The following is a 26,030-nucleotide window of genomic DNA, read 5'->3' on the forward strand; positions in this document are numbered from 1 at the left end:
ACGTACACAATCATGACCTTGGGATCGGGCCTTATCCGGTGTTTGGAAAAATTTTGAAAAAACGCATACAACTCGTGCTGGCAATGCTTTTGCTGGCTCTTTCGCCCCTGGCTCAGCCCCAGGACGCCTCCTTCATCGTTGCTGATATCCGGGTCGAGGGCCTGCAGCGGATCTCGGCGGGCTCGGTGTTTGCCGCCATGCCCCTGGCGGTCGGTGACCTGGTGAACGCGGCAGCAATCCGCGCAGCCGCCCGCAGCCTGTTTGCCACCGGCAACTTCGACGACATCCGCATCGGCCGCGATGGCAACGTGCTGGTGGTGATCGTAGTGGAACGGCCGAGCATCAGCGAGATCAATATCGAAGGCAACAAGGCGATCGAAACCGAGGCCCTGCTCGACGGCCTGCGTGGCGCCGGGCTGTCTGTGGGGCAGGTGTTCCAGCGCTCCACCCTTGAAGGCATGCAGCTTGAGCTGCAGCGGCAGTATGTGCAGCAGGGTCGGTACGACGCCAGCATAGAAACCGAAGTGCTGCCCGAACCGCGCAACCGCGTGTCCGTCAATATCGACGTCGACGAGGGCACCGTTGCCGCGATCAAGCATATCAACGTCGTCGGTAATGAGGTGTTTGACGACGAGGAGCTGACGGATCTGTTTACACTGAAGACCACCGGCTGGTTCTCGTTCTTCACCAACGACGACAAGTACTCCCGGGAAAAACTGACCGGTGACCTGGAGGCCCTGAGCTCCTGGTACATGGATCGGGGCTACCTGCAGTTCTCCATCGACTCCACCCAGGTTTCGGTGTCCCCTGACAAGAAAGCGGTATACATCACCGCCAACGTCACCGAAGGGGAAAAATTCACGGTCAGTGGCGTCGATCTGTCGGGAGACCTGGTGTTGCCGGAGTCGGACCTCAAGCGCTATGTCCTCGTCTCCGAGGGACAGACTTTTTCCCAGCAGCTGGTGACTTCCACCGAGGAGTTCATGACCCGCAGGCTCGGTAATGAGGGCTACAACTTCGCCAAGGTCACCGGCATTCCCGAAATCGATGAGGATGAGAACACCGTCGCGTTGAAGTTTTTTGTGGACCCGGGCAAGCGCACCTATGTGCGCCGGATCAGCTTCAAGGGCAACCAGAAAACCGCCGACGAGGTATTGCGGCGCGAGATGCGGCAGATGGAGAGCGCTCCCGCGTCCGCCGCGGCCATCGAGCAGTCCCGGATCCGGCTGGAGCGTCTGGGCTATTTCAGCAAGGCCACCGTTGAAACGCCGGAAGTGGCGGGGCACGACGACCTCATTGATGTAGATTTCACGGTCGAGGAGCAGTCCTCGGGCAGTATCGGTGCCAGCTTCGGTTATGCCCAGGATGCGGGTCTGATCTTTGGCCTCAATTTGCAGCAGGACAACTTCCTCGGCACGGGCCGGCGGATCGGCATTGGTCTGAACTCTTCCCGCTACCAGGACCTGTACAATTTCAGCTATACCAATCCTTATTTCACCGAGGATGGGGTCAGCCGCGGCTTTAGCGTGTTCTATCGTTCCACCGATCTCTCGGAGATCAACGTGGCGCGCTACACCACGGACACCCTCGGCGCCTCGCTGAACTTTGGCTATCCGATCAAGGAAACCCAGCGTCTCGGCTTCAGCTTCGGGGTAGCCAATACGGACATCACCGCCGGCCGCTTTGCGGTACAGGAAATCAAGGCGAGCCCGCGCCTGGTAGACGGCGTCGATGGCTACTATGAGAGCACGCGTCTGCCAGACGGCAGCTACTCGGCGCCGGAAACATTCCTGCCGATTGCCGATTTGCCGCCGGGTGCCCTGACCATTCCGCCGGAACCGGGGTTCCTCGACCTCAATGGTGACGAGTTCCTGAACTGGACCTCCTCCGTCAGCTGGAGCCAGTCCACCCTGAACCGGGGAATACTCGCGACTCGCGGCTCGTCCCAGTCCGTGGTATTCGAGTTGGCAGTACCCGGATCCGATGCCGAGTTCTATAAACTGGTTTACCGGGGTGAACGCTTCTTCCCCATTACCAATGAGTGGATTGTGCGAGTGCGGGGCGAACTGGGCTATGGCGATGGTTACGGCGGCACCACCAACCTGCCATTCTTTGAGCACTTTTTCTCAGGTGGTTTCGGTTCCGTGCGCGGGTTCGAGAGCAATACCCTGGGGCCGCGCGGCACACCCGCCAGCCTCTACGATATCAACCAGCCAGCGACAGAGCTGGATGAGGAGGGGCGGCCGACGCAGGTGGGTGGTGAGAACGGCCGTCTGTTCGGCTATGTCGTTGACCCGCAGACCGGCAAGCTGTTGTTCAATACCCTGAACACTGAGCCCGATCCTTTTGGCGGCAACGCGTTGATCGAGGGTAGTGTGGAGCTGATGTTTCCGCTGCCCTTCCTCAAGGATCGCAGCAAACTGCGCTCGGCGTTCTTTATCGACGCAGGCAACGTGTTCAATACCAAGTGTTCCAGCAACCAGCTCAATTGTTTCGATATTGATGCGGATGAGTTGCGCTACTCGGTGGGTGTGGGCGTGACCTGGATTACCGGCTTCGGCCCCATGAGTTTCAGCCTTGCCAAGCCGCTCAATGAATCCCCGGAAGATGAGCGGGAGATATTCCAGTTCACACTGGGTCGGGGGTTCTGAATTTTTCTTTCCACTACTGGAGAATATTTGTGTCTAACGTAATTAAAGCTGTCTTGATAAGCGCCGCCCTGTTGCTGCCATCTATCGGTTGGGCCCAGGGCAAGATTGCCGTGGTCAACCTGGAGCAGGCTATCCTGCAGACGGACTACGCCCAGAAGCGCCTGAATACCGAGCGTAGCAGCGATGCCTACAAGTCCGACAAGGCCGAGTTTGACCGCCTGAAGGATGAGCTGGACGGACTGGTCCAGGAATTTCAGAAAGAAGCCGCGGTGATGAGCCAGGATCAACAGTTGTCTGCCCGCCGCCGCCTGGCCAGCAAGCAGGCCGACCTTGAGCATGTCGCCGGCAAGCTGCAGCAGACAGAGCAGCAAGTGGGCCAGGCCCTGTTGCAGGAAATGTCCCCCAAGGTGCAGGAAGTCCTGCAGGAGCTGATCACCGCTGAAGGCATTGGCTTGTTGCTGCAGCGCGGCTCGGTGATTCACGCGGATGCGGGCTACAGCATTACCGCCAAAGTGACCGACAAGCTGAATCAGGCCTTCACCGAGTAATTGTCGGCGTGTACTCCCTGGGAGAGCTTGCGGAAACCCTGGGGGTGCGCCTGGACGGTGATCCTGAGTTGCGGGTCAGCGGCCTTTCAACCCTGGCGCTGGCGAGCCCGCAACAGCTTTCCTTCCTGGCCAACAGCAAGTATCTGGCGCAACTGCAGCAGACTCGCGCCGCGGCCGTGATCCTGCGGCCGGAGCAGGCGCCGCAGTGCCCTGTCGCCTGTCTGGTGTCCGACAACCCCTACCTCACCTTCGCCCGCGCAACCGCGCTGTTTGTCGGTGAGGAGCGCGCGGTCGCCGGGGTGCATCCCAGCGCAGTGGTGGCACCGGGTGCGCGCATCGAAAGCAGCGCGGCAGTAGGGCCCAACGCGGTTGTCGAAGCCGGCGTAACCCTGGGTGCGGGTGTCGTCGTCGGCGCCAATGTCTACATTGGCGCTGACTGTCGGATTGGCGCCGGCAGCCGGCTCTACCCCGGTGTCGTACTGTACCGGGGTGTGCAACTTGGCGAGCACTGCCTCATCCACAGCAATGCGGTACTCGGCGCCGACGGTTTCGGTTTCGCGCCTTCGGCTGCTGGCTGGGAGAAGATCCATCAACTCGGTGGCGTCCGCATCGGGAACCGGGTAGAAGTGGGAGCCTGTACCACGATTGATCGCGGCGCACTGGAGGATACCGTGGTGGAGGACGGTGCCATTATCGACAACCTGGTGCAGATCGCCCATAACTGCCACATCGGAAAAAATACCGCGATAGCAGGTTGCACGGGGTTGGCGGGAAGCACGATTATAGGGGCGAATTGCACGCTGGCAGGGGGCGTCGGTGTGGTCGGCCACGTGGAAATTTGCGACAACGTACATGTCACCGGCATGACCATGGTGACGAAGTCCATTACTGAACCGGGGTCCTATTCTTCCGGTACGCCAATGTCCCCCACGCGGGACTGGAAGCGCAGTGCAGTCCGCTTTGCCCAGCTGGACAGCATTCAGAAGCGCCTTGCCGAACTGGAAAAACGACAATAGCAATGATCTTGGGGGACCTGCAGTTTGATCATGGACATCTTGGAAATACGCAAGCATCTGCCACATCGCTATCCTTTCCTGCTGGTGGACAGGGTGCTGGAACTCAATCCGGGCGAGTCCATTGTTGCGTGCAAGAATCTCAGCATCAACGAGCCCTTCTTTAACGGCCACTTTCCGGAAATGCCGGTATTTCCCGGGGTATTGTTGCTGGAGGCCATGGCCCAGGCGGCGGGTATCCTGGGTTTCAAGACCATGAACAAGACTCCGGCGGACGGCTCCATGTACTACTTCGTCGGCGCCGATGATCTGCGCTTCAAGCGCCCCTGCGTACCCGGGGACCAGGTCATGCTGCGGGCCAAGATACTTTCCGACCGGCGCGGCATCTGGAAATTCGATGTCCGCTCCGATGTGGACGGCATGCTCTGTGCGTCCGCCACCATCCTCTGCGCCGATCGTTGAGCAATGATCCACAGCCACGCCATCGTCGATCCCTCCGCCCGCGTCGCCGATGATGTCGAGGTCGGTCCCTGGACCCTGATCGGTCCGGAAGTGGAAGTTGGCCCCGGCTGCAAGATTGAGTCCCACGTCGTGATCAAGGGGCCGACCAGGATCGGGGCCGGCAACCATATCTATCAGTTCTCCACCATCGGCGAGGCCACTCCGGACCTCAAGTACCGGGATGAACCCACCTATCTGGTGATCGGCGACAACAACATTATCCGCGAGAACGTGACCATCCATCGCGGCACCGTGCAGGACCGCTCTGAAACCACGATCGGCAACAACAACCTGATCATGGCCTATGTGCACATCGGCCATGATTCGGTCATCGGCAATCACGCCATCCTGGTGAACAACACCGCCCTCGCGGGCCACGTCAAGGTCGGTGACTGGGCAATACTCAGCGGTTACACCCTGGTCCACCAGTTCTGCAAGATCGGTGCCCACAGCTTTAGCGGCATGGGTACGGCGATTGGCAAGGATGTACCGGCTTATGTCACCGTCAGTGGCGCGCCGGCGGAAGCCAAGACCATCAATATCGAGGGGCTGCGTCGGCGCGGATTTTCGTCTGAAGCCATCAGCCAGCTGCGGCGCGCGTTCAAGATCGTCTATCGCCAGGGGCTGACCCTGGAACTGGCCATCCAGAGGCTGGAAACGATGCTCAGTGACACGCCGGAAGTGCAGGTCATGATCGATTCCATACGCGCCTCGGAGCGCGGTATCGTCCGCTAGTGGCTGGCCGTGGCCTCCGCATTGGTGTACTGGCGGGTGAGGCTTCGGGCGACATCCTCGGTGCCAGGCTGCTGGCTGCTCTGCGCAAGCGCTATCCTGAACTGCAGGTGGAGGGCATTGGCGGGCCGCTGATGCAAGCCCAGGGGCTGGACAGCCTGTTTCCCATGGAGCGCCTGTCGGTGATGGGATTCGTGGAGCCGCTCAAACGCCTGCCGGAGTTGCTGCGCATCCGCAGGAGTGTCTATCAACACTTTCTGGCCAATCCTCCGGACATTTTTATCGGCATTGATTCTCCGGACTTCTGCCTGCGGCTGGAGTGGAAGTTGCGGCGGGCCGGAATTGCCACGGCGCATCTGGTCAGCCCCTCGGTCTGGGCCTGGCGCCGGGGCCGTATCCGCAAGATTGGTCGCGCTGTCGACCGCATGCTGTGCCTGTTTCCCTTCGAGACCGCCATCTATCAGCAGCATGCAATAGCCGCGGACTTTGTCGGCCACCCACTGGCCGATGAAATTCCCGTCCAGATTGACCGGACCGCCGCCCGCGCCGAGCTTGGGCTTCCCGCCAGCGGCCGCCTGCTGGCACTGTTGCCCGGAAGCCGCGGCGGCGAGGTGGGCCTGCTGGCACCGCTGTTTCTGGCGACTGCCCAGCGCCTTGCGCGCGCCGATCCCGAGCTCGGGTTTGTCCTGCCCGCCGCCGGCCCCGAGCGCCTGGCCCAGTTGCAGGCCCTGTTGCCCGCATTTTCGGAGTTGCCGCTGACCCTGGTGGAGGGGCGTTCGCGGGAGGTGATGATGGCGGCGGATGCGGTGCTGCTGGCATCCGGTACGGCGACCCTGGAAGCATTGCTGGTGCAGTGTCCGATGGCCGTGGCCTACCGCATGTCGCCGCTCAGCTGGGCCCTGGTGTCGCGGCTGGTGCAGACGCCCTTTGCGGCACTGCCCAATATTCTGGCGGGCAGGGCGCTGGTTCCCGAGCTGATTCAGGATGCAGCAACAGTGGAGGCGCTGGTCGCGGCTGTGCAGCCCCTGCTTTACAACTCCCAGGTCACCCGGGAGCAGCAGCAGGCCTTTGCCTCCATCCACCAGGCGCTGGCGCTGGGCTTCGGCGATCGCTGTGCGGATGCCGTTGCCGCCGTGCTGGAGAGCCGTTCCCATTAGTTTTTTGCCTCTCGGTATCGATTATCGCGCTCCCGGCCTGGCTGGCGTCGACGAAGTGGGCCGCGGTCCACTGGCGGGGGATGTGGTGGCTGCGGCCGTAATCCTCGACCCGGCCCACCCGGTTCCGGGATTGCGTGACTCGAAAAAACTCAGTCCCGCCCGCCGTGAGGCGCTGGCGGAGCAGATCCGTGAGCACGCCCTGGCCTGGGCTATCGCCCGGGCCTCGGTGGCGGAGATCGACACGTTCAATATCCTGCAGGCCTCCCTGCTGGCCATGCACCGTGCGGTACAGGCCCTGGATCCGCAGCCGGAATGGGTGCTGGTGGACGGTAACCGACTGCCGCGTTGGAATTACCGCTCCGAGCCTGTGGTCGGGGGTGACGACCGGGTTCCGGCCATCGCCGCCGCCTCCATCCTCGCCAAGGTGCAGCGGGACCGGGAGCTGGTTGCCCTCGACGCACAGTATCCCGGCTACGGCTTTGCCGCCCACAAGGGCTACCCGACGGCGGCTCATCTGCAGGCTCTGCGCGCGCTGGGGGTGACCCCGGTGCACCGACGCAGCTTTGCGCCGGTCAAAGCCCTGTTGCCCGGGGCGCCTGCGGGGTAAACTGCCCCGATGACCGACTTCGTACATCTAAGACTGCACACGGAATACTCTCTGGTCGATGGCCTGGTGCGGGTAAAACCGCTGGTCGAGCGGGTTGCGGCACTGGGCATGGCGGCGGTCGGTGTGACCGACCTTTGCAATTTCTACGCGCTGGTAAAGGTATACAAGGCTGCCTTCGCCGCCGGGATCAAGCCCATATTCGGGGTGGACCTGAAGGTGCTGGACGAGGACGACCCCGAGCGCGCCTACCCCCTGTGTCTGCTGGCCATGAACGACATCGGCTACCGCAACCTCACGGTCCTGATTTCCCGTGCCTATACCGAGGGTCAGCACCTGGGGGTTGCCCGGGTGCACAAGGCGTGGCTGGCCGAGCGCAGCGATGGCCTGATCGCCCTGTCCTGCGGTTCCGCCGGCGATGTTGGCCAGGCGCTGCTGGCCGAGCGTCCGGCTCTCGCCGAGGAGCGCGCCCGGCACTGGCTGTCCCTGTACCCGGGGCGCTTCTACCTGGAGCTGCACCGCACCGGCCGCGAGGGAGACGAAACCCATTTGCACGCGGCGGTGGAGCTGGCGACCAGTCTGCAGTGTCCGGTGGTTGCAACCAACGATGTGCGCTTTCTCGATGCCAGCGAGTTCGAGGCGCATGAAGCCCGGGTCTGCATCCGCGAGGGCCGGACCCTGGACGATCCGCGCCGGGCGCGCACCTACACCGAGCAGCAGTACCTGCGTACGCCTGAGGAAATGGCCGAGCTGTTCGCCGATATCCCCGAGGCGCTGGCCAACAGCGTCGAGATCGCCCGTCGCTGCAATCTGGTACTGGAACTGGGCAAGCCCTATCTGCCCGACTATCCGGTGCCCGCCGGGCTTACCATGGACGAATACTTTCGCCAGCTTTCCCACGAGGGCCTGGACCGGCGCCTGGCGAAGCTGTTCGATAGGGCGTCGCCGGAGTTTGCCGGGCAGCAGGCCGAGTACCGGGCGCGGCTCGATTTCGAGCTGGAGACCATTGTCCAGATGGGCTTCCCCGGTTACTTCCTGATCGTGATGGACTTCATTCGCTGGGCCAAGCAGCAGGAGATCCCGGTGGGGCCCGGGCGCGGTTCCGGCGCCGGTTCTCTGGTGGCCTATGCCCTGGAGATTACCGATCTCGATCCGCTGCAGTACGACCTGCTGTTCGAGCGCTTCCTGAACCCGGAGCGGGTGTCGATGCCCGACTTCGATGTCGACTTCTGCATGGACGGGCGCGACCGGGTTATCGACTATGTGGCGGAGACCTATGGTCGCGAGGCCGTGTCCCAGATCATTACCTTCGGCACCATGGCAGCGAAGGCGGTGGTGCGCGATGTGGCCCGGGTGCAGGGCAGGCCCTACAGCCTGGGCGACAAGCTGTCGAAGATGATTCCCTTCGAAGTGGGCATGACCCTGGCGAAGGCGCTGGAGCAGGAGGAGGTGCTGCGCACCTTCCTCGACGAAGACACCCAGGCCCTGGAAATCTGGGACATGGCCCTGCAGCTGGAGGGCATTACCCGGGGTGTCGGCAAGCATGCCGGCGGCGTGGTGATTGCGCCCTCGAAGCTCACCGATTTCTCGCCCCTGTACTGCGACGAGACCGGCGCCAGCCTGGTCACCCAGTACGACAAGGGCGACGTCGAAGAGGCGGGTCTGGTCAAGTTCGACTTCCTCGGCCTGCGCACCCTGACCATCATCGACTGGGCGGTGCGCATGATCAATGCAGTGCGCGGTGGCCAGGGTGAGGCAGCGCTGGATATCTCGCTGATTCCCCTGGATGATCAGCCTGTGTTCAAGCTGCTGCAGGCGGCGGAGACGACCGCCGTGTTCCAGCTCGAATCCCGCGGCATGAAGGACCTGATCAAGCGCCTGCAGCCGGACTGTTTCGAGGACATCGTTGCCCTGGTAGCGCTGTTCCGCCCGGGGCCGCTGCAGTCGGGCATGGTCGACAACTTCATCAATCGCAAGCACGGGCGCGAGGCCATCTCGTTCCCGGATGCCCAGTACCAGCACCCGTTATTGCAACCGATCCTCGAGCCCACCTATGGCATCATCCTGTATCAGGAGCAGGTGATGCAGATTGCCCAGGAGCTGGCTGGCTACAGCCTCGGCGAGGCGGACCTGTTGCGCCGGGCCATGGGCAAGAAAAAGCCCGAAGAGATGGCCAAGCAGCGCGCGGTCTTTGAACAGGGCGCCAGCGACAAGGGCGTGGATGGCGATCTGGCGATCAAGATCTTCGACCTGGTGGAAAAGTTCGCCGGTTACGGTTTCAACAAATCGCACTCCGCCGCCTACGCCCTGGTGTCCTACCAGACCGCCTGGCTGAAAACGCACTATCCCGCGCACTTCATGGCGGCGGTGATGAGTTCGGAACTGCAGAATACCGACAAGATCGTGGTGTTCGTGGAAGAGTGCCGGGCAATGAAGCTGGTGTTGCGCCTGCCCGATGTCAACGAAGGCCAGTACATGTTTACCGTGGATGCCGACGATGACGTCATCTACGGCCTGGGCGCGATCAAGGGCCTGGGCGAAGGCCCGGTGGAAAACCTGTTGCGGGCCCGGGAGGAGGGCGGCCCGTTCCGGGACCTGTTTGATTTCTGCACCCGCACCGATCCGCGCAAGGTCAACCGCCGCGCGATCGAGGCGCTGATCCGCGCCGGTGCCTTCGACAGCCTCGGGGTGGAACGCTGGGTGCTGATGGCGGCGCTGGACGATGCCCTGAAGACTGCGGAGCAGAGCGCCAGCAATCGGGACAGCGGCATGGCGGATCTGTTCGGCGAGGTCGTGCCGGGCCCGGTCAGTGCCGAAGGCGATGTCTATGCCGGGTTCCGCGCGGCGCGCCCGTGGAGCGGTCGCGAACGCCTGGGCGGGGAAAAGGACACGCTGGGGCTTTATGTCACCGGCCATCCCATCGACGAGTACGAACAGGAGGTGCGCAAGTTCGCTCCCACCCGTATCGCCGACCTGCGGGCGGACAAGCAGGGCACACAGGTGCTGGCGGGGCTGGTAGTGGCCTCGCGGACCATGAAGACCCGGCGCGGCGACACCATGGCCATTCTCCAGCTCGATGATCGCAGCGCGCGTATCGAGGTCACGATCTACGCCGATACCTTCAATGAAAAACGCGATATCCTGGCCAAGGACCAGATCGTGATTGTCGAGGGCAGCGTTGCTCACGACGATTACTCCGGCGGTCTGTCGGTCCGCGCCAAGGAAGTTCGCAGCCTGCTGGAGGCGCGACAGTCATTCGCCGCCGAACTCACCATAGAGGTCTGGCAGGACATGCTGGACGAAAAACTGGCCGAGCGCCTGGCCCAGACCCTGGAGGGCGCCGGTGGCGGCAGCTGCCCGGTGTCACTGCTCTACCGCCAGCCCCACAATCGCGCCCGGGTGCGGCTCGGTAAGCGCTGGTCCGTGGTGCCCAGCGACGATCTCCTGCAGCAGCTCAGGGATTGCGTCGGCAACGACCGCGTCGCCCTGCACTACGCCTGATTCCCCCGGTTCGATCTGCTGCACCAGTCCCCGCTACCTCGGTCCCTGCATTGCGCCCGGGTTCCCCAGCGCCCAGAATCGAGCTTCAGTATCTGCCAAACATAAGAACCGAGGAGTATCTGCCGTGCTGTTAAAAGACAAGATTGTGATCGTTTCCGGTATTGGCCCGGGCCTGGGCCAGGAGCTGTCAACCCTGGCTGCGCGCGAGGGAGCTGCGGGCGTGGTGCTGGCAGCCCGCACGCCGGCCAAGCTGGATGCCGCAGAGGCCGAGATCGAAACTCTCGGCCTCGGTACCCGTACTTTGAAGGTGGTGACGGATATCGCCGACAAGAGCCAGTGCGAGGCGCTTGCCAGCGCTACCATGGAAGCTTTTGGCCGCATTGACGTGCTGTTCAACAGCGCCTATGACCCCGGCAATTTCGAGCCGATCGCGGAAGCTGATCTGGACGGCTGGCGCCGCAGCATGGAGGTCAATTTCTTCGGCACCATGCAGCTGACCCAGGCCTGTATACCGCACCTGCGGTCCGGTGGCGGCGGCGCCATCGTCATGATCGCCACCATGGTGGAGCACAAGCCGCTGGCGACCCAGGGTGGTTACGGCGCCTCCAAGTCAGCGCTGCGCAATGCCACCAAGCACCTGGCGCTGGAACTGGGGAAGGACAATATCCGGGTCAACAGCTGCCACATGGGCTGGATGTGGGGGCCGGCGGTCGCGGGCTATTTTGACTGGCAGGCCCAGGCCAGCGGGCGGCCGAAGGAAGAGCTCATCGCCGAAGTCACCCGCAACATCCCCCTCGGCCACATTCCCGACGACGGTGACTGTGCCAAGGCCGCGGTGTTTCTGGCCTCGGATTACGCGCGCGTAGTGACCGGTGCCGGCCTGGATGTGAATGGCGGCGAGTACATGCCGGTTTAACGGGAGTTCGCTGATGTTCTACGGCTGGTTGCTGGTCGGTGTGGCGTTTCTGGTACTGATGGTCAGCAGCGGCTCCATCATGTACTCCTACAGCGTGGTCGCGGTACCCCTGGGTGCGGCTTTCGAGGCCAGCCGCATGACCATGATGCTGGGCATCACCGGCATGACCCTGGCCGGCGGCCTGCTGTCGCCGTTCATGGGCAGCCTGATCGACCGCGGTTCACTGCGGCTGATGATGTTTCTGGGCGCCGCGGGTCTGGCCCTGGGCTATATCCTGCTGTCCTTTACCACCGCCAGCTGGCAGGTGCCGATCATCTATGCGGCGCTGATGATGCTGGGTCTCAATTTGCTGGGTCCACTGACCACCTCAACCCTGCTGGCGCGCTGGTTCAGCCGGCGTCGCGGTATGGCCCTGGGCATAGCTGCGGTCGGTACCTCCGTCGGCGGTTTTTTGTTTCCGCCGCTGGTGCAGTGGCTGATCGACAGTTTCGAATGGCGCAACGCCCTGCGTATTCTGGGTACCGGCACGCTGCTGCTGACCCTGCCCGCGATCTGGCTGGTGGCCAACCGGCCCGCCGACCGGGGCCTGCATCCGGATGGCGATGCACCCCCGGCCAGCAGCGGCCCGCTGCCGCCACCCCTGTCCACGGCTGCGCTGCTGCGGGAGCGTAATTTCTGGCTGGTGGCAGTCGCCATCAGCCTGCTGTTCGGGGTCTATTCCGCGCTGCTCGCGAACCTGGTGCCCTTTGCCCTGGATGCCGGCGCCACGGCGGAACGTGCCGCGTTCCTGATTTCCTCGATGGCGCTGGCCGGCATCGTCGGCAAGCTGGGTTTCGGGGCCATTGCCGACCGCGTCGACCTGCGCGCGGGGCTCGCCGCGGCCATGGCGTTGGTGATTGTGGGAGTCGTATTCTACGTCGTCGGGGGTAGCTACAGCATGTTGCTGCTGGGCAGTATCAGTCTCGGCCTCGCCGCCGGCGGCATGTTGCCGGTCTGGGGCGCGCTGCTGGCGGTGCTGTTCGGCGCCGTCAACTACGGCCGGGTCATGGGCATGATGAATCCGGTGATCATGCCCATGACCCTGCTCGGGCCACCCCTGGCGGGACTCGTGCACGATACCACCGGCAGCTATACCGGCGCGTTCCTCGGCTTCGTGGTTGCGCTGCTGGTCGGCCTGGTGCTGTTGCCGATGATTCGCATGCCGGCGGCCGCGAAACCCGTTTGAACAGGAGCTGAACCATGCACCAAGCTGAGATCGTGATTATCACCGGCGCCGGTGGCGGTATTGGCGAGGGTGTCGCCCGCAGTTTTGCCCGCGCCGGCTGGACCGTGGTGGTGGCCGAAATCGATCGTGAGCGCGGCCAGGCGGTCGCCGACTCGCTGGCCTCACTCGGCGGCCAGGGGCTCTTTATCGAGACCGACGTCGGCGATCTGGCCAGCGTGCGCGCCATGGTCGACCGGACCTTGAGCGAATTCGGCCGGGTGGATGTTCTGGTCAACAATGCCTATCCCACCGGCAGCGGTGCTACCAGCGTTAGTAGCATAAGCGATGAGCGGCTCGCCGGTTCATTGACCGCGGGCTTCCACGCGGTGCTGGCCGCCATGCAGGCGGTATACCCGACCATGGCAGCCCAGCGCTGCGGCCGCATCATCAACATGTGCTCGCTGAACGGGGTCAACGCCCACGCCGGCACGGTGGACTACAACTGCGCCAAGGAAGCGGTGCGTACGCTGACCCGCACAGCGGCGGTGGAATGGGGCAGGGACGGCATTACCTGCAACGCGATCTGCCCGGGGGCGGCGACGCCGGCATTCAAGGCGCGGATGGCCGAAATGCCGGAAATGATGGCCGGGATCCAGAAGATGATCCCCATGGGCTACAGCGGCGACCCGGAAGAGGATATTGCCCCGGTGGTGTTGTTCCTCGCCAGCGAGGGCTCGCGCTACATGACCGGCAACACCCTCTACGTCGATGGCGGTGGACACATCAACGGCGTGCCCTGGAAGCCCTGAGCTCGCCTGTCACGCTTAGCGTTAGTGTTCGGCGAACAGCTTGCGGTGCAGCTGCGGCGCGCGGATCACGCCCTTGTCGTGCCAGGCCAGGGCATCCTCTGATTCCGCCAGCCACACCACAACCTCGGCGATGGCCTCAGGTTCAGTGGGTTGGTAGAGGGTGGGGATGTCGACGCCGTAACCGTTGGCCTTCATGACCTCAGTCAGCACGAACCCCGGTTCCACGCTGAAGAAGCGTACGCCGCTGTCGGCGTGCTCCACCCGCAGGCTCGGTACCATGCGGATCAGCGCGGCCTTGGAGGAGGGGTAGACGAAACTCCAGCCGCCCTGGTCCGCGGGCGCGGGCGGGTCCGCGAGAGCGGAACCGGAGGCCATGTTGATGACGCTGCCCTCGCCCCGCGCCAGCATGCCCGGCAGCAGCTTCTGCACCAGTGCCAGCGGCGTCAGCACATTGCCGCGGTACACGTTCTCCGCCTGCTCCAGAGTGACCTCCAGCACCCGCTGCAGGTTGCCGGGGCCCTGGTAGCAGGCATTGTTGAACAGCAGGTCCACCCGGCCAAAGTGCTCCAGAGCCTGGTCGGCCGCCGCGAGCACGCTTGCGGTGTCGAGGATATCGGAGCGCAGCAACAGGGTATCCGCCCCGTGCTCCCGGGCGGCCGCGGCGGTGGCTTCCAGGCTGCCGGGCAGGGCGCTGGCCTGTGACTCCCAGCTGCCGTGCTCGTGTTGTTCGCCCTCACGCAGGGTTCGCGCCGTCAAGGCCAGGTCGTAGCCGGCGCGGGCCAGCGCGACGGCGGTGATCGCCCCGATACCGCGGCTGGCGCCGGTGAGGAAGGCGACTTTGCGCTGGGTCATGATTGTACTCCGGTCAGGATGAAGGGGTTTCGCGGCGGCGCGGTGGGTGAACCGGCTCAGTTTGGCGCTGAAGCTGCCGCAATACAGCAAGCGCAACTGGCGCTAAAGTTAGCGGTTTGAATTCATTGAGGTCAAGTCATGTTCAGAGTTTATGCCACGACCCCCGAAACCATGGGCCCGGGTGCAATCGGCGCTCATGCAGCGCGGGCTGAAGCCATGGGCTTCGACGGCCTGCAGGTGCCGGATGCGGTCCACGACGGCTTGCTGCTGGCGGCCATGGCCCTGCACGCCACGCGCACCCTGGTGGTAGGTACCGCAGTGCTGGTGGCCTTCCCGCGCAGCCCGATGACGGTCGCCGTTGCCGCCTGGGACTTGCAGCAAATGTCCGCAGGCCGCTTTGAGCTGGGGCTGGGCACCCAGATCAAACAGAATATCGAGGAGCGTTACTCGGCGCGCTGGGTGGCGCCGGTAGCGCAACTGCGCGAGTACCTGCAATCCCTGCAGGCCATCTTCCACAGCTTCCAGAGCGGTGAGCCCCTGTGCTTTGAGGGGGAACACTATTGCTTCACCCGCCTGCAGCCCTTTTTCAATCCCGGCCCGATAGCACACCCGCACATCCCGCTACTCGGCGGGGCGGTAGGCCCCGCCATGACGCGTATGGTGGGGCGGGTGGCGGATGGCATAATTACCCATCCCACGAATACGCCCCCTGCCTACATCCGCGAGGTGTGCCTGCCCCGGCTGCAGGGCGGGCTGGAGCAGGGTGGCCGAGCGGCGGCTGATTTCCGCCTGATGCTGGGGCCGCTGATTGCGACGGGGCGCGACGAGCAGGCGGTGGCGGAGGCGTGGGAGCGGCAGCGCCGCCTGCTCGGGTTCCTCTATTCCACACCTGCCTATTGGCCCAGCCTGGAACTGTTCGGCTGGCAGGACAAAGGCCAGCAACTGCTGGACCTGACCCGCGAGGGTCGCTGGCCGGACCTGGGCAACATCGTTACCGACACAATGCTGGAGCAGTTTGTACCTCGCGGCAGCTACGCCGAAATTGCCGACGTGCTGCGTGCGCGCTACGCCGGCCTGGCCCACAGCATCACCTTTCCCATGCCCGAGGACCCCGCGGACGACACCCTGGCAGCGACCGCCATCGCCCGCCTGCGCAGCTGACCCGGCCAGTCCCGGCGGGGCGTTTGACCGCCAACAGCAGAGGCAGGACAATCGCTGCTTTAAGGCAGGGTACCAATGCGCGACTACCAGATCTCAGAGCCGATGAATGAGCTGTTGCTGGCCCTGTCCCGTGGGCCGGTCGCGGAACCGCCCTGGGAGGAGTTCCTGCGCCTGCTGGGCGAGGCTCTGGCGGCGGATTTCGTGACCCTGATCCTGCGCGCACCCAGGGAGGGCGATGCCGGCCTGGTGATCAACTCGGTGGTGCTGTCGCCGGCGGCCTACTCGGCCTACAACGAAAGCTATTTTGCGCTGGACCCGTTTATCAACCTGCCGCCGGGCCAGGTATTCACGGTGGACGAGTTCATGGCTGCGGAGGACTACTACAGCTCCGACTACTACCGGCAGTATGTGGAAACCACCGGGATTCGGCACCTGATGGGGGCGGATCTGGGTGATGCGCTGGGCAACAGCGCGCGGCTGCGTTTCGCCCGGGTAATCGGGCGCGAAAATTTTTCCACTGCGGAGCGCGCGCTGTGCCTGCGCCTGCTGCCCCACATCCAGCAGACGATCCGCCTGCAGGCGCGTATCGCCCGGGTGGAGAGCGAGCGTTCCCTGTTTGCGGCCGCGGTCGACCGCATGGCGCTGGCCGCGTTTATTCTCGATCAGCGCGCGCGTATCCGCCACAGCAATGAGGCCGCGGACAGGCTGCTGGCGGAGGGGCATTGGCTGACAGCGGAGGACGGTCAGCTGCGGCTGCTGAATCAGAGTGACCAGCGCGCGTTTCGCACCTGTCTGGATGATGTGATGCGGGCCCATCTCCGTGGCGAGCCGGGGTTGGTGAAGGCTCTGCGCCTGGGCTCTGGCGCTGCCGCCGGCGCCGGCATGTTGCTGCGCCCGCTGCCGCTGGTCGCGGCCCCGGACGGTAGCCGCAATCCGTCGGTGGCCATTTTTGTCTCGGATCCGCTGCACCCGCGTGAGGCGCCTGCCGATATCCTGATGACCCTGTTCAGCCTGACCCGGGCTGAAGCCAACCTCAGCCTGCTGCTGGCAGGAGGCGCAACGCTGGATGAGGCCTGCGAGCAGCTGCATATTTCCCGCAACACCGGCAAGTCCCATCTGAGCGCCGTTTTCGCCAAGACCGGCGTCACCCGCCAGACCCGTCTGGTACAGTTGATTCTTGGCAGCGTCGCCCCGATGGGCGACTGATTGCGCCCATCGGCGCGACTGATTGCCCCGATGGGGGCGACTGATTGCCCCGATGGGGGCGACTGATTTCCTGTTACGGAGTGTGAACCATGGCCAATACCGATGCGATTGAAGCCGCTGTCTTCCGGCGCCTGCTCGCCCACCTCGACAGCCGCAAGGATGTGCAGAATATCGAGCTGATGAACCTGGCGGGATTCTGCCGCAACTGTCTGGCGAAATGGTACGCGGAGGCGGCGGCAGAGGCGGGAGAAGTCGTCGCGGATGCGCAAGCGCGAGAGCGGATTTACGGGATGCCCTACAGCGAGTGGAAGGCGCTGTACCAGCAGCCCGCCAGCGCGGAGCAGCTGGCGACGTTCAAGGCGCGGCAGCCGGAATGACTACAGGTCCTGCATCTGCCGCAGGTAGCTGAGGCGGGTGCGGTAAGGCTCCAGGGCACGGCCGGCGGTCGTCTGCAGCAGGGCGGCAATGGAACCGACCGGCTGGTCCGGGTCGGAGGGGGCTGCCACCAGGTGCCGGCCCAGCTGACGCACACCCTTGCCGATGACGGACATGCTTTCCACGGTCGCATGCAGGAACAGCATTTCTGCCACCACCAGGTCGGCAACGGCGCGCTGCAGTGGGTCCTGTTCAATCACTGGCTGTGGCATGGTCGGGTTCTCCGTAACGCTAATATGGCACTATGGCACTATGGCAGTGCATGCCCGCACCGCCACAGCGCGCCGAGGGGGCGCGGGACCCGCGAAACCGGCTGTGTGCCTCTTGTCTGGATATCGAGGCAATCTCCGTGCCAGCAAGCGGAGCGAAGCATAGCCGTTGAACATGACAATACAACTGCGACTGCCGGGATTTTTACCGAAACGGGGCGGGAACTTCAGGCATCCCGCACCGGCAACTTCGCCGGCAGTGATCTGCGATTCCGCCGGAGACGGCCAGCGAGATTTTTGCAGTCCTCTCCCACCAGGTACAGGGCCGGCACCATGAGCAGGGTTACCAACAGGGCGAACAGGACCCCGAAGGCCAGCGACAACACCGCGGGCTTGAGGAACTGGGCATCGGTGGAGCGCTCCGCCATGATCGGGATCAGGCCAACGAAGGTGGTGACCGTGGTCAGCAGGATGGGCCGGAAGCGCGCCACACCCGCTTCTATCACTGCCTCCACGGTGGCGCTACCGCGCTCGCGCAGGCGCCCGATGTAGTCCACCAGGACCAGGTTGTCATTGACCACCACACCGGCCGCGGCACCGATACCAAAGTAAGAGAACAGCGCCATGGGCGTACCGAACAGCAGGTGCCCAAATACCGCTCCCATGAAGCCGAAGGGGATTGCGGTCATGATCAGCAGCGGCAGCGCATAGGAGTGGAAGGCTACCGCAATCAGGGCGTACATCACGAACAGGGCGATGGCGTACAGCGCAATGATTTCGTTGAAGAACTCCTCTTCGGTCTCCTGCTGGCCGCCGCGCAATACCACCAGATCCGGGTAGCGTTCCTGCAGGCCGGGCAGGAACTGTTCATGCAGATCGCTGTTGATGTCACTGACCAGTTCCGGCGCGGCTTCGGCGGAAATTTCCACCATGCGTTCACCGTCCCGGCGCTGGATACGCTCGACGGCGCTGGCAACCTCGACGTCCACCACAGACAGCAGGGGGATCTCCCTGCCGTCGGCGGTGCGTACCCGGAAATTATCCAGACTCGCCAGATTTTCCCGCAGTGCGCCGGGGTAGCGCACCATTACCCGCACATCGCCATACTCCCGCGGCAGGCGCTGTACTTCCTCGCCGTAATAGGCCTGGCGGACCTGGCGCGAGACATCCGCCAGATTGATCCCCATTTTCTCGGCGCCCGGCCGCAGCTGCAGGTGTATCTCATCAGCTCCCGCCCGCAGGCTGTCGCGCACGTAATAGCTGCCAGTGTAGCTGCGCAGTTGCTCCTGCAGTTCAGCGCTGGCGGCCTGCAGCAATTCCAGGTCGCGATGGCGCAGGACCAGGGTAATGGCCGGACCCTGGTCATTGAGGGTGTAATTCACTTCGATTTCTTCCGCGTCGGGGACATCTCCCACCAGTGCCCGAAGTCTCTCGGCGGCTTCCCTGGCCGAGAGGGCGCGCTGCTCTGGCGGTGACAATTTCACAATGGCGATGACACTGTCGCGACGCGAGCGGGTATACCAGCCCTCCACCAGCGCGCGCTTGCCGCCACTGGCGGCAGCCTCGGCTTCAACCTCTGCGATGAGCTGCCGCTCCGCCTCCTGCAGCTGCTCCAGCACCGCCAGCGCCCTGGAATAGGGAGCGCCGCTGGGCATCACCACGTTGATATGAATCTGTTCGTTCTGCACTTCCGGGAAGAAGGTAAACTTGACCCAGCCGGCGGTGAATACGCCGAGGCTGAGCAGAAAGGCGGCGGCGAACAGGCTGGTGGTGAGATAGCGATGCTCTGTTGCCTGCCGCAGCAGGCTGCGATAGCGCGTATTGGCGAAGCTGACGATGCTCTCTTCCAACTGCTTCTGGCGCTGGCGCCAGCGCCCCAGATGCTCGCGATGCTCCAGGTGGCGCAGGTGGGAGGGCAGGATGCAGAAAGCCTCGATCAGGGAGATCGTCAGCGCCACGGTAATAACGATGGAGAACTGGCGGGTCATTTGCCCACCTTCGATGTCGAGGAAAAACCAGGGCGCGAAGGCAATCATCGTCGTCAGCACCGCGAAGATCACCGGTCGCGCGACGGCATGGGCACCCGCTACCGCGGACTCTACACCGCCACCGCGCAGGTGCGCCTCGTGATGGATGCTCTCGCCCACCACGATGGCGTCATCCACCACAATTCCCAGCACCAGCAGGAACGCAAAGGTGGACATGATGTTGAGTGACACATCGTTGGCCGGCAACAGCGAAAAGGTGCCGATAAAGGCCACCGCGATACCGGCCGTGACCCACAGCGCCACTTTTGGCCGCAGCGACAGGATCAGCACCAGGAACACGAGTGCCAGCCCCAACCAGGCCGAGTCGCGAATGGTGGACATGCGGCTCTTGTAGATATCGGCAGTGTCGAACCAGAGGGTGAGGCCAATGCCATCGGGTAGCCCGGGCCGGGTCTGCTGCATCCAGGCCTTGACTGCGTCGCTGGCCTTGACCACCTGCATATTGTCGGTGGAGAGCAGCTGGATCAGGACCGCGGGTTCGCCATTCAGGGTGGCGAGAATCTCGTTCTCCTCGTAGCCGTCCACCACCCGCGCCACATCGCCGATGCGGACCGTGGCGCCGGTGGCATCCTGGCGCAGGATGATATTGCTGAACTCCTCGCTGCTGTCGGCCAGGTTGCGGGCGCGCAGGCGCACATCGCCGGTAGCGGTGCGCAGCTGGCCCGATGAGAGGTTGATGGAACTGCCGCGGATCGCGTCGGCCACTTCATCGAAGCTCAGGCCGTAGCGGCGAATGGACTCCTCAGCCAGCTCAATGGTGACCTCCTCGCGGCGGGTGCCGAAAAGCTCGACGATGGACACCCAGGGCAGGGCGGCGACCTCGTTGCGCAATTCCTCCGCGAGCCGGGTCAACTCACGCTCGCTGACGCGGCCGTGAACCGCCACCCGGATCATCTCCTCGCGAAACTCGGTGCGCTTCACCCGGGGTGGCTCAATATCCCGGGGCAGGGCAGTCACCGCATCGACCCGGTTCTTGACCTCATTGAGGAAGCTGTCGAGATCCACGCCGGGCCAGGTGGCCACATTCAGCTGCGCCAGGCCTTCTGCCGCGGTGGCGGTGATCCGGCGCACGTTGTCCAGGTCCTTGAGCGACTCCTCGACCCGGAGAATGATCTGTTCCTCCACTTCCTGCGGCGCAGCCCCGGGCCAGATGATCTCCACCTGGACCTGGTTGACCGCGATCCGGGGAAATGCCTCCCGCTCCATGGCCAGGAAGCCGAACGCCCCCGCCAGCAGAATCCCCAGCATCAGCAGGTTCGCCGCCACCGGGTTGAGTACCCACCAGCGGATAAAGCGTTCCACCTACTGCGCCCCCCCGGGCATGGCGACCAGGGCCATGCCCTGCACCGGGTTGCGGATGGTGGATACGATGACCTGCTCGCCGGGCTCGAGACCCCCGGCAATGACGACCCGGTCGGCATCCCGGGACAGGACCTCTACCTCGCGGGTTTGCAGACGGCCCTCGGAATCCACAAGATGTACCTTGTTGCCGGCGCGCAGGGCCTCAGGTGGTATCAGCAGTGCGCGCTCCAGCTTGCGCCCCGGAATCACCGCCTCGACGAACAGGCCGGCCGCCAGTGGCATGCCGTGAGCGGAAGCACCACTGCCATAGGGGTCATCCACTTCGGCCATGGCAAACAGCATGCGTGAGCCCGGGTCTATGGCGGCGTCCAGACGCAGTAGCCGTCCCTGCCAGGTCTGTTGCCGCCCGGCAACGCTGGCGCGGAAGGTCACGCTGCGGGCGGCTCCCGGCGCGGCGGTGAAGCCTATCGGCAGGTCCAGCGCAGCCAGCTGGGCATCGCTCAGGGGCAGCCGGATCTCGACCCGGTCCGTGGCGAAGGCGCGGCCCAGGACACTGCCGGGGCTGACATACTGGCCGACATTCACCCGGGTGTTCAGCAGGCGGCCGTCAAAGGGCAGCGCAATGCGGGTCCGCTGCAGATTCAGTTCAGCCTGCTCCAGCCGCGCCCGGGCCGCCTGCAGATTGGCCTCTGCTTCCGCCAGCTGCGGCTTCTTGAGTGCGAGATCAGAGGCGGACGGATCATTGCGCAGCTGCTTGCGGGCGACATCGGCGTCTGCCAGGGCCTGCTGCAGGCGCACTTCGGCCTCGGCAACCCTGGCCCGCGCTTCACTCAGCGCCAGCCGGTAGTCGACATCCTCTATTGCCAGCAGGGTTTCCCCCGCGGTGATCCGCCCGCCTTCGGTGAACTCGGAAGAGACCGCGACGATGCGGCCGCCGACCTGGGCGACCAGGTCCAGTTCGGTCGCCGCGCGCACCTCGCCCTGGGTAGTCACGTCCAGGGTCAGGCTTTCGCTGCGCACGGTCGCCGTAAAGACACTGACCGGCCGGGCCTTGCTCTCCTCCTGGGCGGGCTTCGGGGCAGCCGCGTGCAGCAGCGCGTAACCGGCAATGCCGGCGGCAATCACCAGCAGCGGGGCGAGTACTCTCGTTATTGTTCCTGACATGCCAGGCACCTGGGCTTCTGTGACCCGTCTTCGACTATCATGTAACGGAGAGCATAGTCCCAGGCGCAGGATCTTTGTGATTATTTTACAGCGAAACCATTGCTATACTGCTGAGGAATTTTGCCTGTTTCCAATTCCGATAACGGACGTCGAACATGGACTTAGAGAGAATAGACCTCGGTCTCGGAGAGCGGCCAGCCCTGCTGCTGGTAGATCTGGTGCGCGGGTTCACCGATCCCGCCTGTCCGCTGGGGGCGGAGAGCGGCAGCGTGATTGCCGCCAACCAGACCCTGCTGCAGGCCTTCCATGCGCGCCACTTGCCGGTCTTTTTCACCACTGTGGTTTACTCCAGCCCCGATCAGGCGCGTGTTTTCCGCGACCGGGTGCCGGCACTGGACCTGCTGCAGCCCGGTTCCCCCTGGGTCGAAGTCGATCCGGCGCTGCCCTTTGCTGTCGACGATGTGCTGCTGGAAAAGCAGTGGGCCAGCGCCTTTCACCGGACGGGCCTGCACCAGCAATTGCAGGCGCGCGGGGTCGATTCCCTGGTGGTCACAGGGCTCACCACCAGCGGCTGTGTCCGCGCCACGGTGGTGGATGGACTGCAGTACGATTACCGGGTAGTCGTGGTCCGGGAGGCGGTCGGGGACCGCAATGCGGATGCCCATCGGGCCAATCTGCATGACATGCAGGCCAAGTATGCCGATGTGGTCGCGCTGGAGAGCATGCTTGCCATGCTGCCGGGCGACGGGACGGGCGGGTGACGGCGAGGTGACATTCAGGGTGCGACAGGAACGAAAAAAATATCTGTCGCAGCAGTCATCCGTTTGAATAAGATACAGGTATAGTTGGTGTGGGAACGACCCTTTGCTGTGCGGTCAGACTCCCGCTGATAATCAACACAGTGGATGGGGAGTGCAGGCATGAATACGGGCAAGCATCTGATGGCGTTGGGCATGGCGGCAGCTGCAGCATCGGGTTCTACCCCGCTGGTGTTGGCGCAGGAAGCCGGCTTCAGCATCGAAGAGGTGGTGGTGACGGCGCGCAAACGGGCGGAAAACCTGCAGGAAGTGCCGATTGCTATTACGGTGATAGATGAGCAAACGCTGCAGCGGGCCGGTGTCGAGCGAGCCGGGGATTACATTGGCCTGATCCCTAACGTTACGCTGGTCAATACCGCCAACGTCGGTGATACCCAGCTCAGCATCCGCGGCATTGTCTCCACCCGCGACGCCGAGTCGACGTTTGCCTATGTGGTCGACGGCGTGCTCAGCACCAATCCCAACAGCTTCAACGAGGAACTGTTCGACGTTGCACAGATCGAGGTACTGAAAGGTCCTCAGGGCGCGCTGTATGGCCGCAACGCAGTGGCGGGCGCTATCCTCGTCACGACCCGCCAGCCCGACAACGAGTTCGAGGCAAAGATCAGCGGTGGCGTTGGCAACCAGGATGCCAACAAAGTCGGTGCCTCAATTAGCGGCCCATTAGTGGAGGACACCCTGTTTGGCCGCCTCGCTTTCAGCTCCCGGCGCGATGACGGCTCCTATCGCAATAGCCTGACCGGCCGCGATGGCGTGGTTGATTTTGTTGAGGATGACAGCGTACGCGGTCGCATGGTCTGGAACGTCAATGAGGATCTTACCCTGGACTTCCGCGCCGGTTACTCGGAAGTGAAGGGCGGTGCGATCAATTTCAACGCGGTATTCGCCATTCCCCAGTTCGAGGCTGTGTTTGGCAGCCCCCAGTTCTTCGCCGATGTGAATGATCTGGATTTCAACTTTACCTTCAATGTGCCGGGAGAGAACGAGCAGGAAACGCGGGATTTTGCGATCAAGGCAGATTGGGACCTGGGCGGTGCCGACCTGGTTGCGAGCGTCGCATATAGCGACCTTGACGAATACCTGCTGTCCGACGGTACCAGTGCCACCTTCTACGGCTACGAGGTTACGCCCGCCTGCCAGAGCGATCGTGCCACCCTCAACAGTTTCACTCGCCCGGATCTGTTTGGCGAATTCTTCCAGCCCTTCGGTGTCCTGCCCCCAGGTCCGGAAACCGACTTCCAGGGCGTGTACGGTCCCTACACCGCCCTGTCGTGTGACGGCTACCAGTACCAGGAGCGCAACCAGGAGGACCTGAGCCTGGATCTGCGGCTGGTGTCCAACAGTAGCGGCCCCCTGAGCTGGATCGGCGGCGTCTACTTTGCCGAGATCAAGCGTGAGGTGGTAGTGGCCTACGGTGCAGACCAGAACCAGGGTTTCCTGCGCCAACCCTATATTGACCCCGAGGGTCCCAACCCGACCGATCTGCTGTTCTGGGACAAGTTCGATACCAGCGTGCGCTCGGTCTATGGGCAGCTGGAATTTGATCTCAGCGACACCATGGAGATCGCCCTCGCAGCTCGCTACGACAACGAAAAGCGGGAGGTCGACAACCAGGTGCCGAACGTGAACGGCTCGGGTCTGAATATCAACCTGCCAGGCAAGATCAACCCGGCGCTGGAAAGCAGTCCGGACGGCATCCCCAACCGCGAGCGCAGCTTCAGCCAGTGGCAGCCAAAGCTCACCTGGAGCTGGCGCCCACTTGAGGACATGACCGTGTTTGCCAGCTACGGCATCGGTTTCCGCAGTGGCGGCTTCAACTCCGTGGGCACTGATGATCTATTGTCGTTCTGGTTTAACGCAGGCCGAGGTGGTCCCGGAGAAGCGGTCAATGCCGAGCTGCAGGTGCGGGACGAGTACGACAAGGAAGTCTCCGAGTCCCTTGAACTGGGTCTCAAGACCGAGTGGCTGGATCGCCGTCTGCGGGTGAATGCATCAGTGTTCCGCACCGATGTCGAGGACAACCAGTTCTTCGAATTCTTCGCCGGCCCCTTCGGCCTGCTGCGGGCGGTGACCACCATCGAGGAGATGTACATTCAGGGCTTCGAGGCGGACTTCAATTTCTTCGCCACCGAGCAGCTGAGCTTCTACGGCGGGGTAGGTTTGCTGGACTCCGAGATCGAGGAAAACCGGAACCGACCGGCATCGGTCGGCAATGATGTACCGCAGGCACCGGACGTCACCGGCAACCTCGGTGCCCAGCTTGTGTATCCGGTCGCCTCCGGTATTGATCTGGTGGCGCGGGTGGATTGGCAATACACCGGCGAAATGTGGTTCCACACTCTGCAGGGTGAGCAGACCCCGACTATCTGGAACGCCTTCTTCGGGCCCGGTTTCAACCAGGACTTTTCCCGGGCCAGCCGTGATCCCTATGACACGGTGAACCTGCGGATCGGACTGGAAGGGCAGAACTGGACCGTTACTGCCTGGGGCCGCAACCTGACCGATGAGGAGTACCTGCAGGAGGTGATTCCGGCGCCGGAGTTCGGCGGTACCTTCAACCACCCGTCGACGCTGCGCACCTATGGCGTCGACGTCAGTTACAGCTTCTGATCATCTGGCTACGGACGCGCCCTCGACACTGTAAAATGTGGGCGTGCCCGGCCCCTCTGGCAAGCTGAGCACAAACACCCAGAGGAGAAACAGCAGGCTCCAACCCATGAAAAACACCATGGAGCAGGGCAGCATGATCGCGATCAGGATGCCGATGCCCAACTGTTTTTGGTAGCGGCAGGGCTGCTGCGAGGGGAATCAGCACCACGTAGCTCAGTTCGGCGGCGGTGTTGGAAACGATACCGGTGAAGACCACGGTCACCGTAACCATGCGCGGAGCGGCCCCGAGTACCAGGCCCGCATCGCCGCGCCGATCAGGCCCGAATGTTCGGCGATACTTACGCCCAGGAGAGCCACCAGCACGACGCCGGGCGGCGGAAAGCCGGTGAAGTTGGTGACAAGGTTGGAGACAATGCGTTGCAGCCCATCAACGCTGACCAGGCTCACCACCCGGATGATGCCGTCCGCGGAGCGGCCGGGGATGCCTTAGGGCCTTGGGTCGACCACGCTCAGCCCGAACTAGTATTTAAACACATAAATATCGAAACATAGTTTATACTGCTTCATATCCACCCCATGACGAGGAGTT

At 63.5% G+C, this 26,030-nt stretch carries 21 protein-coding genes and 1 pseudogene; 16 read left to right on the plus strand and 6 right to left on the minus strand.

The genetic code is table 11. From position 1 onward, the window contains the following. The first annotated feature begins 83 nt into the window (after positions 1-83). The 11 genes from bamA (at position 84) to Q6D67_RS07260 (ending at position 13,636) form a co-directional block, all read left to right on the plus strand. On the plus strand, positions 84-2,651 hold the full coding sequence (bamA, locus tag Q6D67_RS07210) for an outer membrane protein assembly factor BamA (RefSeq protein WP_304704939.1): 2,568 nt from the start codon (positions 84-86) through the stop codon (positions 2,649-2,651). A 29-nt stretch (positions 2,652-2,680) separates the two neighbouring features. After that, positions 2,681-3,199, plus strand: a complete 519-nt coding sequence (locus Q6D67_RS07215) for an OmpH family outer membrane protein (protein WP_304704911.1) — start codon at positions 2,681-2,683, stop codon at positions 3,197-3,199. A gap of 8 nt (positions 3,200-3,207) precedes the next feature. Further along, positions 3,208-4,215 carry a UDP-3-O-(3-hydroxymyristoyl)glucosamine N-acyltransferase gene (gene lpxD / locus Q6D67_RS07220; protein ID WP_304704912.1) on the plus strand — a complete coding sequence of 336 codons (1,008 nt, stop codon included), beginning with the start codon at positions 3,208-3,210 and terminating at the stop codon, positions 4,213-4,215. Positions 4,216-4,242: 27 nt separating this feature from the next. Further along, positions 4,243-4,674 carry a 3-hydroxyacyl-ACP dehydratase FabZ gene (gene fabZ, locus Q6D67_RS07225; protein ID WP_304704940.1) on the plus strand — a complete coding sequence of 144 codons (432 nt, stop codon included), beginning with the start codon at positions 4,243-4,245 and terminating at the stop codon, positions 4,672-4,674. A gap of 3 nt (positions 4,675-4,677) precedes the next feature. Beyond that, positions 4,678-5,448, plus strand: a complete 771-nt coding sequence (gene lpxA, locus Q6D67_RS07230) for an acyl-ACP--UDP-N-acetylglucosamine O-acyltransferase (RefSeq protein WP_304704913.1) — start codon at positions 4,678-4,680, stop codon at positions 5,446-5,448. Further along, positions 5,448-6,602 (plus strand): lipid-A-disaccharide synthase, encoded by a 1,155-nt coding sequence (gene lpxB, locus Q6D67_RS07235; RefSeq protein ID WP_304704914.1) that lies wholly within the window; start codon positions 5,448-5,450, stop codon positions 6,600-6,602. The genes lpxA and lpxB overlap by 1 nt, the downstream gene beginning before the upstream one ends. A gap of 4 nt (positions 6,603-6,606) precedes the next feature. Next, positions 6,607-7,209: a ribonuclease HII gene (gene rnhB, locus Q6D67_RS07240; RefSeq protein WP_304704915.1), complete on the plus strand. Its 603-nt coding sequence runs from the start codon at positions 6,607-6,609 to the stop codon at positions 7,207-7,209. A gap of 9 nt (positions 7,210-7,218) precedes the next feature. Then, positions 7,219-10,707, plus strand: a complete 3,489-nt coding sequence (dnaE, locus tag Q6D67_RS07245; RefSeq protein ID WP_304704916.1) for a DNA polymerase III subunit alpha — start codon at positions 7,219-7,221, stop codon at positions 10,705-10,707. 124 nt (positions 10,708-10,831) lie between these two features. Beyond that, positions 10,832-11,623: an SDR family oxidoreductase gene (locus Q6D67_RS07250; RefSeq protein ID WP_304704917.1), complete on the plus strand. Its 792-nt coding sequence runs from the start codon at positions 10,832-10,834 to the stop codon at positions 11,621-11,623. Between the two features lie 13 nt (positions 11,624-11,636). Further along, positions 11,637-12,848 carry an MFS transporter gene (locus Q6D67_RS07255; protein WP_304704918.1) on the plus strand — a complete coding sequence of 404 codons (1,212 nt, stop codon included), beginning with the start codon at positions 11,637-11,639 and terminating at the stop codon, positions 12,846-12,848. Between the two features lie 14 nt (positions 12,849-12,862). After that, entirely contained in the window at positions 12,863-13,636 is a 774-nt protein-coding gene (locus tag Q6D67_RS07260) for an SDR family NAD(P)-dependent oxidoreductase (protein ID WP_304704919.1), read from the plus strand. A gap of 21 nt (positions 13,637-13,657) precedes the next feature. Here the strand turns inward: Q6D67_RS07260 and Q6D67_RS07265 are convergent, their stop codons facing one another. Further along, a complete protein-coding gene (locus tag Q6D67_RS07265) occupies positions 13,658-14,488 on the minus strand; it encodes an SDR family oxidoreductase (protein WP_304704920.1) in 831 nt (276 codons plus the stop codon). Between the two features lie 138 nt (positions 14,489-14,626). Between Q6D67_RS07265 and Q6D67_RS07270 the strand changes: the two genes are divergently transcribed. The 3 genes from Q6D67_RS07270 to Q6D67_RS07280 all read left to right on the plus strand — a co-directional run bounded on the left by Q6D67_RS07270 (position 14,627) and on the right by Q6D67_RS07280 (position 17,232). Next, the gene (locus Q6D67_RS07270) at positions 14,627-15,649 is read left to right on the plus strand and encodes a TIGR03617 family F420-dependent LLM class oxidoreductase (RefSeq protein ID WP_304704921.1); all 1,023 of its coding nucleotides are present in this window, start codon (positions 14,627-14,629) and stop codon (positions 15,647-15,649) included. A gap of 75 nt (positions 15,650-15,724) precedes the next feature. Then, positions 15,725-16,855 carry a helix-turn-helix transcriptional regulator gene (locus Q6D67_RS07275; RefSeq protein ID WP_304704922.1) on the plus strand — a complete coding sequence of 377 codons (1,131 nt, stop codon included), beginning with the start codon at positions 15,725-15,727 and terminating at the stop codon, positions 16,853-16,855. An 89-nt stretch (positions 16,856-16,944) separates the two neighbouring features. Further along, a complete protein-coding gene (locus Q6D67_RS07280; protein ID WP_304704923.1) occupies positions 16,945-17,232 on the plus strand; it encodes a DUF1244 domain-containing protein in 288 nt (95 codons plus the stop codon). On the opposite strand, the gene Q6D67_RS07285 is transcribed toward Q6D67_RS07280, so the two are convergent. The 3 genes from Q6D67_RS07285 to Q6D67_RS07295 form a co-directional block, all read right to left on the minus strand. After that, complete coding sequence (locus Q6D67_RS07285; protein ID WP_304704924.1) at positions 17,233-17,502, minus strand: hypothetical protein; 270 nt, start codon at positions 17,500-17,502, stop codon at positions 17,233-17,235. 224 nt (positions 17,503-17,726) lie between these two features. Continuing rightward, complete coding sequence (locus Q6D67_RS07290; RefSeq protein WP_304704925.1) at positions 17,727-20,849, minus strand: efflux RND transporter permease subunit; 3,123 nt, start codon at positions 20,847-20,849, stop codon at positions 17,727-17,729. Then, positions 20,850-22,013, minus strand: a complete 1,164-nt coding sequence (locus tag Q6D67_RS07295) for an efflux RND transporter periplasmic adaptor subunit (RefSeq protein WP_304704926.1) — start codon at positions 22,011-22,013, stop codon at positions 20,850-20,852. It lies immediately after the preceding gene. A gap of 155 nt (positions 22,014-22,168) precedes the next feature. Between Q6D67_RS07295 and Q6D67_RS07300 the strand changes: the two genes are divergently transcribed. Further along, positions 22,169-22,774, plus strand: coding sequence for an isochorismatase family protein (locus Q6D67_RS07300; RefSeq protein WP_304704927.1), 606 nt, complete (start codon positions 22,169-22,171; stop codon positions 22,772-22,774). Between the two features lie 159 nt (positions 22,775-22,933). Further along, positions 22,934-25,441, plus strand: coding sequence for a TonB-dependent receptor (locus Q6D67_RS07305; RefSeq protein WP_304704928.1), 2,508 nt, complete (start codon positions 22,934-22,936; stop codon positions 25,439-25,441). On the opposite strand, the gene Q6D67_RS21745 is transcribed toward Q6D67_RS07305, so the two are convergent. Together Q6D67_RS21745 and Q6D67_RS21750 are read right to left on the minus strand one after the other, a co-directional pair. Beyond that, positions 25,442-25,576 carry a hypothetical protein gene (locus tag Q6D67_RS21745; protein ID WP_370551930.1) on the minus strand — a complete coding sequence of 45 codons (135 nt, stop codon included), beginning with the start codon at positions 25,574-25,576 and terminating at the stop codon, positions 25,442-25,444. 70 nt (positions 25,577-25,646) lie between these two features. Further along, positions 25,647-25,891: pseudogene (locus Q6D67_RS21750) on the minus strand (AbgT family transporter); the annotation flags it as partial. Positions 25,892-26,030: the final 139 nt, after the last annotated feature.

This window comes from Haliea sp. E1-2-M8 (genome assembly GCF_030649675.1).
GTDB lineage: Bacteria > Pseudomonadota > Gammaproteobacteria > Pseudomonadales > Halieaceae > Haliea.